This is a genomic window from Hymenobacter cellulosivorans, assembly GCF_022919135.1.
In the GTDB taxonomy this organism is placed as follows: domain Bacteria; phylum Bacteroidota; class Bacteroidia; order Cytophagales; family Hymenobacteraceae; genus Hymenobacter; species Hymenobacter cellulosivorans.
Genome location: NZ_CP095049.1, coordinates 4,794,408 through 4,808,650, shown reverse-complemented (window position 1 = coordinate 4,808,650; position 14,243 = coordinate 4,794,408). Strand labels below are relative to the sequence as shown.

The window sequence follows — 14,243 nt, the reverse complement described above, 5'->3', positions numbered from 1 at the left end:
CCCGATAACGTTTGCACAAATAAACATTGTGCTATTCTTCCTTTTGCCTGTGCTGTCGTGTAAACTTATCAAACCAGTTTCTGGGCAGATAGTGCCCAAAACCAATTACCATTCTCTAAAAAGTTACGAAACCCCTCGCCCTATGCATACGGCCCCTTCCTTCAGCCTTACCGGTAAACTTGCCATCGTTACGGGCTGCAATCGGGGTATCGGGCAGGCTATGGCCCTGGGCCTGGCCGAAGCCGGCGCCGACATCATCGGCGTGTCGGCCACGCTGGCCTTGAGCGGCTCCGAAACCGAGCAGAAAGTACAGGCTCTGGGCCGCCGCTTTCACGCCTACCAGGCCGACTTCAGCAGCCGCACCGCCGTCGATGCCTTTATCGAGAAGGTGCAGCAGGACTTTCCCCGCATCGACATCCTGATCAATAACGCCGGCACCATCAAGCGCGCCCCCGCCGCCGAGCATGGCGACGACCTGTGGGACGAGGTACTCCATATTAATCTGGATGCGCCTTTCCGCCTGGCCCGCGCCATTGGGGGGCGGATGCTGGAGCAGGGCTCGGGCAAAATCATCTTCACGGCTTCGCTGCTGACTTTCCAGGGCGGTATCAACGTGCCGGGCTATGCAGCCAGCAAAGGTGCCATCGGCAGCCTGGTAAAAGCCTTGGCCAACGAGTGGGCCGGCCGCGGCGTCAACGTCAACGCCATTGCCCCCGGCTACATTGCCACCGACAATACCGAAGCCCTGCGCAACGACCCGGACCGGAGTCAGAGCATTCTGGCCCGCATTCCGGCCGGCCGCTGGGGCACCCCCGACGACTTCAAAGGCCCTACGGTTTTCCTGGCCTCAGAAGCCGCCAACTACATCCACGGTACCATTCTCACCGTCGACGGCGGCTGGATGGGCCGATAAAAGTGAAATGGTGAATGAGTGAATGAGTGAGTTTCGCCTCCTGATTCGTTCAAGCACCACACTTCACTCATTCACTCATTTACTCATTCACCGATGACCCAACGCTTTGCCATCAGCCCCCGCGAAACTGCGGGCATGAATACGACCGAACTCCGGGAGAATTTCCTGATTGAACGCCTGTTTGTGGCTGATGATATCACCCTGGTCTACACGCACTACGACCGGATGATTGTGGGCGGCGCCGTGCCGACTGATAAGCCCCTGACCTTGCCCTGCCCGCCTAACCTGAAGGCCGACTACTTCCTGGAACGCCGGGAGCTGGGCATTCTTAACGTGGGTGGTGCCGGCCAGGTCACCGTGGATGGCACGACCTACGAGCTTGGCAACCAAGACTGCCTTTATGTGGGCAAAGGCTCACAGGACGTGCAGTTTTTGAGCAATTCGGCCGATGAGCCGGCCCGCTATTATATCCTGTCGGCCCCGGCTCACGCCCAGCACCCGACCACGCTTAAGACCCAGGCCGAAGCTACGCCGGTGGAAATGGGCGCGGTAGAAACGGCCAATCAGCGCACGATTTACAAGTACATCTATTCGGAAGGCATTCAGAGCTGCCAGTTGGTAATGGGCCTGACTCAGCTCAAAACCGGCTCGGTATGGAACACGATGCCTTCGCACACCCACGACCGGCGCATGGAGGCTTACCTCTATTTCAATATGCCCGCCGGTCAGCGCGTGCTGCACATGATGGGGGAGCCCAACGAAACCCGCCCCTTGTGGGTGAGCAACGAGCAGGCCATTCTCTCGCCGCCGTGGTCGATTCACACCGGTTGCGGCAGTTCCAACTACGCTTTCATCTGGGGTATGGCCGGCGAAAACCGCGAGTACACCGATATGGACGCCGTGCCCCTGGACCAGCTTCGCTAATTAGTTTTTAACCGCAAACCTTCCCACTCATGAGCACTGCCACCAAGGAAATTCCGGCCAGCTTCATCACAGAGCAGGATGCCGTCTGGACCGATGTCGGGCCCGGCATGCGCCGCCGCATTATTTCCTACGACGCGCAGATGATGCTGGTGAAAGTGACCTTCGAAACCGGCGGGGTAGGGGCCCTGCACCACCACGTGCACGTGCAGCAGAGCTACATCCAGAGCGGAGTGTTTGAAGTGACGTTGGGCGAGGAAAAGCAGGTGCTCCGGGCCGGCGACGCGTTTTACGTGCCCTCCGACGTGTGGCATGGCGTGGTCTGCCTGGAGGCCGGCGTGCTGCTGGATGCCTTTTCGCCAATGCGGGAAGATTTTGTGTAGACCTGCAAAGGCGAATTGAAGAAAGAACGAATGAAAGGGTATTTGAAGGCAATGCTTGTGCTGGCAGGGGCAATTTTGGGAGAGGTTTCCTCGGCCTACGCACAGCATTTGACGGTGGCTCTGGATGGCTCGGGCGACTTCCCGACCATTCAGGCCGCCGTCAACAGCCTGCCCGCCAGCGCCACCCAGCAACGGGTGATTCGCATCAAAAAAGGTACCTATAAGGAAAAGGTCTTTATCGACGGTAAGGACCACATTACCCTGCAGGGCGAGTCGGAAAAGAGCGTGGTCATCACCATTTCCCAGGCCAACGCCATCTTCCGCTGCGACCCGGCCACCGCCAACGACTGGACTATTGCCACGCTCAGCCTGCGCAACAGTCCCGACATCACGCTCGAAAAGCTCACGGTGATGAACACCTACGGGGCCGAAGCTACTGGCTCCGTCACCATCGACTGCCCCTCGGACCCCACGGGTAAGAAGATCATCAAGAAGACCGACCACCAGATGGCACTCTACACCGGCAAGGGCACGACCCGGCTGACGGTGAAGAACTGCACTTTCCGCACGCTGGGCAACGACACGGTGAGCCCCTGGGATGCTGAGGCCGGCGTGTACTACTTCAAGGATTGCACCATGGAAGGCAGCGTGGACTTTTATTGTCCGCGCGGCTGGGCCTTTGCCGAGAACTGCCGCTTTATCTGCCACAATATGAATGCCGCCATCTGGCACGACGGCTCGGGCAGCAAAGACGCCAAAACGGTGCTCAAGAACTGCACCTTTGAGGGCGACGACAACTTCAAACTGGGCCGTTACCACACCGAGTCGCAGTTCTACCTGATTGACTGTCAGTTTCCCAAGAACATGGCCGATGCGGATATCTACGCTGCGCAGTCGGGCAAGGGTACGCCGCAGTGGGGGCGCCGGGTGTACTACTCCGGCTGCCACCGCCAGGGCGGCGACTACGCCTGGCACCGCGACAACCTGAACACGGCCGAAAACGCCCCCAAGGCCCGGCAGATTGATGCCGCCTGGACATTTGGGGAGCGGTGGAAGCAGTTTGGTAACTCGTCGGCTACTTCCTCGCACAACCTGAAAATGGGCGGGCTGCTGGCCGAAGCCACTGACACTACGGCCGAGAAAATGCTGGTCTACCAGCGCAGCATCGGCGGCTGGCCCAAGGCCGTGAAGGAAAAGAAGGTGGACTACAAAGCCCCGCTGAGTGCTGCTCTCAAAGCCGCTACCCTGGCCGACGCCAACCGCAAGGACGCCACCATCGACAACAATGCCACGACCCGGGAAATTGAGTACCTGGCCAAAGCTTACAAAGCCACGGGCAACGCCGCCTACCGCGCCGGGGCTGAGAAGGGCATCCGCTACCTGCTCAAGATGCAGCACAAAAACGGCGGGTTTCCCCAGTTCTACCCCGACAGCAGCGGCTACCGCGCCCAGATTACCTACAACGACAACGCCATGGTGCGGGTGCTGAACCTGCTCAAGGCCGTGGCCGAAAAGCAGGGCGACTATGCCGCTCTGGACCCAACGCTGGCCCCGGCGGCCAAGCTGGCCGTGGACAAGGGCGTGAGCTGCATTCTCAAAACCCAGTACGTGCAGAACGGCAAGCTCACCGTGTGGTGCGCCCAGCACGACCGGAAAACCCTGCTGCCGGTGAAGGCCCGGGCCTTTGAGCTGGCCTCGCTCAGCGGGGCTGAAAGCGTGGGCATCGTTGAGTTTTTGCTGACCCTGGATAACCCTTCACCGGAAGTAAAGAAGTCTATTGCCGCCGCCGTAGCCTGGTTTCAGGCCGTGAAAATGGAAGGCTTCGCCCTCAAGGATATTGCCGACCCGACCCAGCCCAAGGGCAAAGACCGGGTAATCGTGCCTGAGGTCGGCAGTGTGCTCTGGGCCCGGTTCTACGACCTGGAAACCAACAAGCCGATTTACGTGGGCCGCGACGGGCAGAAGCGCAGCCAGCTGAGCGAAATTGAGAATGAGCGCCGGACGGGCTACGTGTACGCCAGCACCTGGCCGCAAAAACTGTTGACCAAGGACTATCCGAAGTGGCAGCAGAAGTGGGAGAAGAAAGAAGGAAGCAAAATTTAAGGCTCGGAATTATGGCCAACCTATCCAAACAAGCAGCATTAGCCCTCTCGTCATTGGCGGTAGCCATGCCCGAGGCAGCACACTTTACCTTACCCGAAAAGGTGCTGCAGTTCGGCACCGGCGTGCTGCTGCGCGGCCTGCCCGACTACCTCATCGACAAAGCCAACCGCCAGGGTGTATTCAACGGCCGCATCGTGGTGGTCAAGTCGACCGACGGCGGCGACGCTACGGCTTTCGACCGGCAGGACGGGCTCTACACGCTCAGCATCCGCGGCATTGCCGATGGGCAGACCGTGGAAGAAAACGTGGTCTGCTCGGCCATCAGCCGGGTGTTGTCGGCCAAAAGCCAGTGGGAGCAGGTGCTGGAAGTAGCCCGCAACCCCGAGCTGACGGTGGTCATTTCCAATACCACTGAGGTCGGTATTCAACTGGTTTCGGAGTCTATCAAGCAAAGCCCGCCCCAGTCGTTTCCCGGCAAACTGCTGGCCGTGCTCTACGCCCGGTATCAGGCATTTGCCGGGGCTTCGGATAAGGGTTTGGTGATTGTGCCCACCGAATTGATTCCCAACAACGGCTCGAAGCTGGAAAGCATCGTGCTGGAACTGGCCCACCTCAACGGCCTCGACGCCGAGTTCATCGAGTGGCTGGAATCGGCCAATTCGTTCTGCAACTCCCTCGTTGACCGTATCGTGCCCGGTCGCCCCGACGCGGCCACGCAAGCTGCTTTGGAAGCTGAGCTGGGCTACTCCGACGACTTGCTTACGATGTCGGAAGCCTACTTGCTCTGGGCTATTGAGGGCGACGCGCACGTGAAATCGGTCCTCTCGTTTGAGCAGGCTGATGCGGGCGTCATCGTGCAGCCCAACATCGACTTGTTCCGCGAACTGAAGCTGCGCCTGCTCAACGGCACGCACACGCTCAGCTGCGGCCTGGCCTTCCTGGCCGGCTTCGACACCGTGCGCGGGGCTATGGACGACGCGGCCATGGCCGGCTTTATCCAGAACCTGATGCTGGCCGATCTGCTGCCCGGTATTCCCTACAGCGTGGATGAAAAAGTAGGGCAGCGCTTCGGTATGCAGGTCCTGGACCGGTTCCGCAACCCCTACATCGAGCACCGCTGGCTGGGCATTACGCTCAACTACACCATGAAAATTCAGATGCGCAACGTGCCCACGCTGCTGCATTACTACAAGAAGCTGGCCGTGGTGCCCGACTACATGGCCCTGGGTTTTGCGGCTTACCTGCTCTTTATGCGTGGCACCCAGCAGCGCGGCGACGCGTGGTACGGCGAGGCCAACGGGCAAGCTTACCCGATTCAGGACGAGAAGGCCAGCTACTTCGCCGACCTCTGGCAGCACCAGCAGCCGGCGGAATTAATCGGGACCGTATTGCGTAATAAAACCCTCTGGGGCCATGATCTGACCCAACTGCCCGGCTTTGCGGCCCGCGTCGAGAAGTACCTGCACAAGCTGCTGCAGGACGGCGCCCCGGCTACGCTGGCCAGCTATTTCACCCAAAAGGTTTCCCTTGCCTCATGAAGCATTTAGTAGCCCAGATTCACCCGCACGATAACGTCCTGGTAGCCCTCACGGACCTGCCCATTGGTACGCCCGTGCCGTGGAAGGACGGCATGATTACGACTACCCAGGCCATTCCGGCCAAGCATAAAGTAGCGCCCCAGGCTTTCGAGCCCGGCGACCTGGTGCACATGTACGGCGTGCTGGTGGGCAAAGTGCGGGAGTACATTCCCCTCGGCGGCCTACTCACCACCTCCAACATTCAGCACGCCACCGACTCCTTCGACCAGAACACCGGCATGCACCGCCTGAACTGGCCCGTGCCCGACGTTTCGAAGTGGCAGGAGCGCACCTTCATGGGCTTCCACCGCGCCGACGGCCGCGTAGGTACGGCCAACTATTGGCTGGTCATTCCGCTGGTATTCTGCGAAAACCGCAACATCCAGGTGCTCGAAGCGGCCCTGGTAGATGATTTGGGCTACGGCCGCAAGAAAAGCTACCAGCCCCAGACCCAGGAGCTGATTTCGCTGATGCAGGCTGGCAAAACGGTGGAGGAAATCCTGGCTACCGACCTGCACTCGGCCGAAACCAGCCGCCAGAAGCCCCGCCTGTTTCCCAACGTGGATGGCGTGCGGTTTTTGCAGCACGAAGGCGGCTGCGGCGGAATCCGCCAGGATGCCCAGACGCTCTGCGGCCTGCTGGCCGGCTACATCACCCACCCCAACGTGGCCGGCGCGACGGTCCTGAGCCTGGGGTGCCAGAACGCGCAGGTGAGCATGCTGCAGGACGAAATCAACAAGCGCAGCCCCCAGTTCTACAAGCCGCTCTACATTCTGGAGCAGCAGAAAATTGGGACCGAAGAGGCCCTGATTAGCACCGCGCTGCGCCAGACCTTCGCCGGCCTCATGCAGGCCAACGCCCAGCACCGCCAGCCCGCTCCCCTGAGCAAGCTGACCATTGGCCTGGAGTGCGGCGGCTCGGATGGCTTCTCCGGCATTTCGGCCAACCCCGCCGTGGGGCACGTGTCGGATATGCTGGTCGCCCTCGGTGGCTCGGTTATCCTGGCTGAGTTCCCCGAGCTTTGCGGCGTAGAGCAGGAACTGGTGGACCGCTCGGTAGACCAGCCGACGGCCGAGCGGTTTAGCTCCCTGATGAAGGCCTACGGCGAATCGGCGGTAGCTGTGGGCTCGGGCTTCGACATGAACCCCTCGCCGGGCAACATCCGCGACGGTCTGATTACCGACGCCATGAAATCGGCCGGGGCGGCGCGCAAGGGCGGTTCTTCGCCGGTAGTAGCCGTGCTGGATTACCCCGAATTGGTGACCAAGCCCGGCCTGAACCTGCTCTGCACGCCCGGCAACGACGTGGAGTCGACCACCGCTGAGGTAGGGTCGGGGGCCAACATCGTACTCTTTACCACTGGCCTGGGCACGCCCACCGGCAACCCGATTGCGCCCGTGGTAAAGATTTCGAGCAACACGGCCCTGGCCAACCGCATGCCCGATATTATCGACATCAACACCGGAACGGTTATCGACGGGGAAGAAACCATCGAGCAGGCCGGGGAACGGATTCTGGACTACGTCATCCGCGTCGCCAGCGGCGAGGAAGTAGCCGCCGTGCGCCACGGCCAAACCGACTTCATTCCCTGGAAACGCGGCGTTTCTTTGTAGATAGTTGTTCGTTGTGAGTTGTCAGTTGTTAGGTAGGGCTGGTGTCTGATCCTAACAACTGACAACTCACAACGAACAACCACTGACTACCAGGAGAGTTCAGGACGCGCCTCTACCCCCGGAGCTTTTCTTTGCCTTTGTAACCCGACCACACTCTTATAAGCCGACTTCCCACCCGGCCCTGTGATTATGAAAAAGCCTTTCCTCGACGCGGATTTCCTGCTGCAGACCGAAACGGCCCGCACCCTGTACCACCAGTTTGCGGCCCCGCAGCCTATCATCGACTACCACAACCACCTGCTGCCCGACCAGATTGCCAACGACAAGCAGTTTGAGAACCTGACGCAAATCTGGCTCTATGGCGACCATTACAAGTGGCGGGCCATGCGCACCAACGGCATCGATGAGCGCTACATCACCGGCGACGCGTCGGACTGGGAAAAGTTTGAGAAGTGGGCCGAAACTGTGCCCTACACCCTGCGCAACCCGCTCTACCACTGGACCCACCTGGAGCTGCAGCGCTACTTCGGCGTCACGGAGCTGCTCAACAAGGAGTCGGCCCGCCGCATCTACGACCACTGCTCGGCCCTGCTGCGCACCCCGGAGTACTCGGTGCGCAACCTGCTGCGCAAGATGAATGTGCAGACCCTGTGCACCACCGACGACCCGTCGGATGCCCTGGAGCACCACCGCGCCCTGGCCGCCTCGGACTTCAACGTGCAGGTGCTGCCTACGTTCCGCGCCGATAAGGCCATGTCGCCGGAAGACCCCGCGGGCTACAACGCCTACCTAGACAAACTGGGTGCTTCGGCGGCCGTGGAAATCCTGAGCTACCAGGATCTGCTCACGGCCCTGCGCGTGCGCCACGACTACTTTGCCGCCCTGGGCTGCCGCTTGTCGGACCACGGCCTGGAGCAGATATACGCCGCCGACTACACCGACGCCGACATCAGCCGCATCTTCGGCAAAGTGCGTGGCGGCGAAACGTTGGAGCAAAGCGAAATCCTGCAGTTCAAGTCGGCCATGCTGGTATTCCTGGCGGAGCTCGACTGGGAAAAGGGCTGGACCCAGCAATATCACGTAGGCGCCTTGCGCAACAACAACGCCCGCCAGCTGCGCCAGCTCGGCCCCGACACGGGCTGGGACTCTATCGGCGACTTCTCGCAGGGCCAGGCCATGAGCAAGTTCCTGGACCGGCTCGACACCCAGGACAAGCTGGCTAAGACCATTCTCTACAACCTGAATCCGGCCGATAACGAGCTGTTTGCCACCATGATTGGCAACTTCCAGGACGGCACCGTGCCAGGTAAGCTGCAGTTCGGCTCGGGCTGGTGGTTCCTGGACCAGAAAGACGGCATGGAGCGGCAAATCAACGCCCTGTCGAACCTGGGCCTCTTGAGCCGCTTCGTGGGCATGCTCACCGATTCGCGCTCCTTCCTTTCGTATCCGCGCCACGAGTATTTCCGCCGCATTCTGTGCAACATCCTGGGCAACGACGTGGAAAACGGTGAGCTGCCCGATGACCTGGAGCTGGTAGGCACGATGGTGCAAAATATCTGCTTCCACAACGCCCAGGGCTACTTCGGCTTTGCCAAGCAGGCTGAGCCGGTAGAAGCTGCCGGTGTAGCCGAGAAAGCCTAGCTTGCGGCGGGCCCGCCGACCGGTTGGCCCGCTCTTTCCTAATCCTCTACTCTCAACGACCCCTAGATGAAGCAGGTAGTAACGTTCGGCGAAATCATGTTGCGGCTCTCGCCGCCGCTGAACTACCGCTTAACCCAAACCGCCACCTTCGAGGCCACGTACGGCGGTGGCGAAGCCAACGTGGCCGCGTCATTGACCCAGCTGGGCATGCCCGCGGCTCACGTCACCTGCTTTCCGGCCAACGAGCTGGGCCAGGCCGCTACCCAGCACTTTCAGCGCTACGGCGTGAATATGGAACACACCGTGTTTCACGGCGAGCGGCTGGGCTTGTACTTTCTGGAAGTAGGCGCCTCGATGCGGCCCAGCAAGGTGGTTTACGACCGGTTCGACTCGGCCTTTGCCAACCTGCGGCCCGAGGATTTCAACTGGGAGGAAATCCTGAAAGATGCCAGCTGGTTTCACTGGACGGGCATCACACCTGCCATTTCGGCCTCGGCGGCCCAGGCTTGCAAAGACGCCATCCAAACGGCCCGCCGCCTCGGCATCACCGTCTCAGGCGACGTGAACTACCGCCGCAACCTGTGGCAGTACGGCCAGAAAGCTCAAGACGTAATGCCTGGGCTGGTCGAAGGCTGCGACGTCATCGTGGCTTCCGAAAACGATTCCGAGGATTTATTCGGCATTGTACCGCAAGAAGGTGCCCAACATAGCTTTACTTCGATGGCCGAGCAACTGATTGCCCGCTTTCCCACCGTGAAGCAGGTCATCACGACCCGGCGCGAAACCCTGAGTGCTTCCCACAACCAGCTCAAAGGCATTCTTTACGACGGCCAAAACTTCGTGGAAAGCCCCAGCTACGACATCGTGCCCATCGTGGACCGTATCGGTGGCGGCGACGCCTTCATTGCGGGCTTCATCTACGGCTCCCTCACCACCAACGACCAGCAGCAGGCCCTGACCTTCGGGGTGGCTTCTTCCGCCCTCAAGCACACCATTCACGGCGACTTCAACCTGGCTACCAAGGCCGAAGTCGACGAAGTCGTGAAAGGCAATACCTCGGGGCGCCTGCTCCGGTAAGTTGGTTTTTAGTTGTGGATTGTTCGTTGTCAGTTGTTAGGGCGCCCTGCTTATACAACCAATAACTGAAAATCGATAACTACCAATTGACAACCAACAACTAACAACTAAACAATGTCCCAATACTCTTCTGCGGAAGTGCTGGAGCGCGTGCTGCAGGCACCTTTGGTACCGGTCTTTTTCCATGCCGACGCGGCCTATGCCCAAGGTGTGGTGCAGGCCTGCTACGAAGGTGGCGTCCGCGTCTTTGAATTCACGAACCGCGGCGCCAATGCCTTCGAGGTGTTCGCTCAGCTGCAGCGCTTCGTGCGGGAGCATCTGCCGGAAATGCTTTTGGGCATCGGCACCATCTACACCGCCGCCCAGGCCGAGCAGTTCATCAGCGCCGGCGCCGACTTCGTGGTGCAGCCCATTATGACTACCGACGTGGCCGAGGCCTGCCGCCGTCACGATGTAGCCTGGGTGCCCGGCGCCATGACGCTGACCGAGGTCTATAATGCCACGCAGTTGGGCGCGGGCTTGGTCAAGATCTTCCCCGGCAACGTGCTGGGCCCTGATTTTATTAAGAGTCTGCGCGGGCCCATGCCGGGCGTGAAGCTCATGGTAACCGGCGGGGTAGAGCCCACCGAGGCCAGCCTCACCGAATGGTTTGGGGCCGGCGTAAATGTGGTTGGGATTGGCTCCCAGCTTTTTAAAGGTGCCGATGACGTGGCCGTCATCGCGCCGCGTATTGCGCCGCTCATGCAATTTCTCACCTCTCGCGCCTCGTGATGCAAACAGCTCCGGTTATCCCCCCAGCCGCGCCCAACTCACCCTTGCTGGAAAACTCCACCATCGGTAAATACCGCTGGACCATCTGCTCGCTGGTCTTCTTTGCCACCACGGTCAACTACCTCGACCGGGCGGTAATTTCCCTGCTCAAGCCGTATTTGGAAGTTGAGTTCAAGTGGAACTCGGGCGATTACGCCAACATCGAAATTGCCTTTAAGCTGGCGTATTCGCTCGGGATGCTGGGTGTGGGCCGGGTTATCGACAAGCTCGGCACCAAGATGGGCTACGCGCTGTCGACCTTTCTATGGAGTCTGGCCGCTATTGGCCACGCCTTTGTGAGCAGCACGCTGGGTTTTAGCGTGGCGCGGGCGTTTCTGGGCGTCACGGAGGCCGGCAACTTTCCCGCCGCCATCAAAACCACGGCCGAATGGTTTCCGCAGAAGGAACGGGCCCTGGCTACCGGTATTTTCAACTCCGGCTCCAACGTGGGGGCCATTATTGCCCCCCTGTCGGTGCCGCTGATTGCCGAATCCATTGGCTGGAAATGGGCTTTTATTATCACCGGCGCCTTCGGGTTCGTGTGGCTGGTGCTGTGGTTTGCCCTCTACGAAGTGCCGGCCCGCCACGCCAAGCTAACCAAAGCCGAATTCGACTACATCCACTCCGACGTCGATGATTTGGCCGCAGCCTCCATCGAAACCGAGCCGAAAGTATCCTGGTTTAAGCTGCTGACCTTTCGCCAGACCTGGGCCTTCGTACTGGGCAAGTTCCTGACCGACCCGATCTGGTGGTTTTACCTGTTCTGGTTGCCCGACTTCCTCAACAAGCAGTATGGTTTGAAAGGCACGGCCGTGTCGTTGCCCGTGGCGGTGGTGTACATTCTGTCGAGCGTGGGCAGCATCGGGGGCGGCTGGATTCCGCTGAACTTCATCAAGAACGGCTGGCCGGCATTCAAGGCCCGCAAGACCTCGATGCTGCTCATTGCCCTGTGCGTGTTCCCGATTGTATTTGCCCAGAAGCTTGGGCAAGTAGATATGTGGCTGGCCGTGCTGGTAATCGGCATTGCCGCCGCTGCTCACCAGGCCTGGAGCGCCAACATCTTCACTACCGTCTCGGATATGTTCCCCAAGCGGGCCGTAGCCTCCGTAACCGGGATTGGTGGCATGGCCGGTGGGTTGGGCGGCATTGCCCTCACAGCCCTGGTGCAGAAGCGCATGTTCGTGCACTATGAAAGCATTGGCCAGCTCGATAAGGCCTACTTCATCATGTTCTGGATTTGTGGCGCGGCCTACCTGCTGGCCTGGGTGCTGATGCACTTCCTGGCGCCCCGCATGAAGAAAATTGACCTCGAAGCTTAGTCCGTTAGCTCCTCCAACCCCATGAAACGACTCCTCACGTTTGCCCTGCTGCTCGTACTCGGCGTGGCGGCTTTTGCCCAAACTTCGACCAATAAGAAAGATATGGCCGCTGCCAAAGAAGTGGAAGCCCTGGAGCGGCAGCGCTTCGAGGCTCAGGTGAAAAAGGACTACGCCTTTTTGGAAAAGGCCTTTGCCGACGACCTGGTGTATACCCACTCCAACGGCAAGCAGAACGGCAAAACCGACTACATCCAGTCCATTCGGGACGGCAAGAGCGTCTACGACAAGATTGACGTGGAAGCCCTGAACGTGCGCGCCTACAATGACGGTAAAGCCGCCGTGGTCAATGGCACCATCACCATCTACCAGCCCAATAAGCCCGACGGTACGCCCAACATTGCCCACCTCAAATACGTGGTGGTGCAGGTGAAAGACGCCAAGAAAGGCTGGCAGGTTGTGCTCTGGCAAAGCCAGAAGCAGCCCGAAGCCAAAAGCTAATGCCCCTGCAGCCCTGGTTTGACTTCGCTGTGGCAGGGTCAAACCAGGGTGGGGCAGGAGCCCCTACTTCGTAACCACAAGGAATGCCGACCCGTGTCAGGTAAAACCTGGCTTGTGCAAACGTTTCCACACCAAGCAGATTAGTATGGCTAGCTTTGGCCGTGCTTCGTGTCCGAAACCCGCTTCCTGCTCCCAAAAACAAGTTTCTGCCAGTTTCACACCGCCCGCAAAAAGGCGGTACGCTAGCCTATTGCCCTAATCTTACTCGCCCACTTTCTGACCTCACCCATGAGTGCTCCTAACGAAAACACACTTGCCAGCCCCGTCGGGACCACGCTGGACCGTTATATCATGCGCAAACAGGCTGAGTTTCCCTTTGCTACCGGGGAGCTGAGCCAGCTGCTGCGCGACATTGCCTTGGCCGCCAAAATCGTGAACCGGGAAATCAACCGGGCCGGCCTGATGGACATTACCGGCAACTACGGCGCCCAGAACGTGCAGGGCGAGCAGCAGCAGAAGCTCGACGTGGTAGCCAACATCCGCTTTATCCGGGCCCTGAAAAACGGGGGCGAGGCCTGCGCTATTCTCTCTGAGGAGGACGACGAAATCATCCACACCGGCAACGACCAGGGCCGCTACGTGGTGGCCATGGACCCCCTGGACGGCTCCTCCAACATCGATGTCAACGTCAGCATCGGCACCATTTTCAGCATTTACCGCCGCGTCTCGCCGATGGGCACCAAGGCCACCCGGGAAGACTTCCTGCAGGGCGGGCGCAAGCAGGTGGCCGCCGGCTACATTCTCTACGGCTCCAGCACCATGCTTGTGTATAGCACCGGGCACGGCGTGGCCTGCTTCACGTATGAAAATTCACTGGGCGAGTTTTTCCTTTCCCACGACGGGGTGAAAATCCCCGAGCAGGGCACCACCTTTTCCTGCAACGAAGGCAACTGGCTCGACTACCCCGAGTGGGTGCGCTGCTACCTGACCGAGTGCAAGGAGCGCCGCTACTCTGGCCGCTACATCGGCTCCTTGGTGGCCGACTACCACCGTAACCTGTTCAAGGGCGGCATTTATCTGTACCCGCCCACGGCCAAAAACCTCAACGGCAAGCTGCGCCTGCTCTATGAAGGCTACCCGCTGGCTTTCCTTATTGAGCAAGCTGGGGGCAAGGCCTTGGCCGGGACTGAGGCCGTCCTGGACATCGTGCCCACCGACTACCACCAGCGCGCCCCGCTCTTTATCGGCTCGTCCAGCATGGTCGATGACCTAGTGGCCTGCATGGAGCAGGAGCAGGGCCCGGCTACGGCCAAGGTTGCCTAAGTAAAACCAAACAACTTTCTTAGTTCGCGGCTTTTACAAACCAAATTCCGCTTATCTGCTCCCAC

Annotated in this window: 12 protein-coding genes; all 12 read left to right on the top strand. The window is 59.9% G+C overall.

Annotated elements, in window-relative coordinates; translation table 11 throughout:
- Positions 1–142 precede the first annotated feature (142 nt).
- The 12 genes from kduD to fbp all read left to right on the top strand — a co-directional run bounded on the left by kduD (position 143) and on the right by fbp (position 14,178).
- Positions 143–913, top strand: coding sequence for a 2-dehydro-3-deoxy-D-gluconate 5-dehydrogenase KduD (gene kduD / locus MUN80_RS20355; RefSeq protein WP_244715772.1), 771 nt, complete (start codon positions 143–145; stop codon positions 911–913).
- 93 nt (positions 914–1,006) lie between these two features.
- Positions 1,007–1,837 (top strand): 5-dehydro-4-deoxy-D-glucuronate isomerase, encoded by an 831-nt coding sequence (gene kduI, locus MUN80_RS20350; RefSeq protein ID WP_244715770.1) that lies wholly within the window; start codon positions 1,007–1,009, stop codon positions 1,835–1,837.
- A gap of 29 nt (positions 1,838–1,866) precedes the next feature.
- Complete coding sequence (locus MUN80_RS20345) at positions 1,867–2,217, top strand: cupin domain-containing protein (RefSeq protein WP_244715768.1); 351 nt, start codon at positions 1,867–1,869, stop codon at positions 2,215–2,217.
- A 75-nt stretch (positions 2,218–2,292) separates the two neighbouring features.
- Positions 2,293–4,320 (top strand): pectate lyase, encoded by a 2,028-nt coding sequence (pelA, locus tag MUN80_RS20340; RefSeq protein ID WP_244715766.1) that lies wholly within the window; start codon positions 2,293–2,295, stop codon positions 4,318–4,320.
- Positions 4,321–4,331: 11 nt separating this feature from the next.
- Positions 4,332–5,858, top strand: coding sequence for a tagaturonate reductase (locus MUN80_RS20335; RefSeq protein WP_244715764.1), 1,527 nt, complete (start codon positions 4,332–4,334; stop codon positions 5,856–5,858).
- Positions 5,855–7,510 carry a UxaA family hydrolase gene (locus MUN80_RS20330; RefSeq protein ID WP_244715762.1) on the top strand — a complete coding sequence of 552 codons (1,656 nt, stop codon included), beginning with the start codon at positions 5,855–5,857 and terminating at the stop codon, positions 7,508–7,510. Before MUN80_RS20335 ends, MUN80_RS20330 begins: the two co-directional genes overlap by 4 nt.
- A 189-nt stretch (positions 7,511–7,699) precedes the next feature.
- Positions 7,700–9,151, top strand: a complete 1,452-nt coding sequence (uxaC, locus tag MUN80_RS20325) for a glucuronate isomerase (RefSeq protein ID WP_244715760.1) — start codon at positions 7,700–7,702, stop codon at positions 9,149–9,151.
- Between the two features lie 66 nt (positions 9,152–9,217).
- Positions 9,218–10,228 carry a sugar kinase gene (locus tag MUN80_RS20320; RefSeq protein WP_244715758.1) on the top strand — a complete coding sequence of 337 codons (1,011 nt, stop codon included), beginning with the start codon at positions 9,218–9,220 and terminating at the stop codon, positions 10,226–10,228.
- Positions 10,229–10,342: 114 nt separating this feature from the next.
- On the top strand, positions 10,343–10,999 hold the full coding sequence (locus MUN80_RS20315; protein WP_244715756.1) for a beta/alpha barrel domain-containing protein: 657 nt from the start codon (positions 10,343–10,345) through the stop codon (positions 10,997–10,999).
- The gene (locus MUN80_RS20310) at positions 10,999–12,357 is read left to right on the top strand and encodes an MFS transporter (protein ID WP_244724924.1); all 1,359 of its coding nucleotides are present in this window, start codon (positions 10,999–11,001) and stop codon (positions 12,355–12,357) included. Before MUN80_RS20315 ends, MUN80_RS20310 begins: the two co-directional genes overlap by 1 nt.
- Positions 12,358–12,378: 21 nt before the next feature.
- On the top strand, positions 12,379–12,855 hold the full coding sequence (locus MUN80_RS20305; RefSeq protein WP_244715754.1) for a nuclear transport factor 2 family protein: 477 nt from the start codon (positions 12,379–12,381) through the stop codon (positions 12,853–12,855).
- A 288-nt stretch (positions 12,856–13,143) separates the two neighbouring features.
- Complete coding sequence (gene fbp, locus MUN80_RS20300) at positions 13,144–14,178, top strand: class 1 fructose-bisphosphatase (RefSeq protein WP_244715752.1); 1,035 nt, start codon at positions 13,144–13,146, stop codon at positions 14,176–14,178.
- The last annotated feature ends 65 nt before the right edge of the window (positions 14,179–14,243 follow it).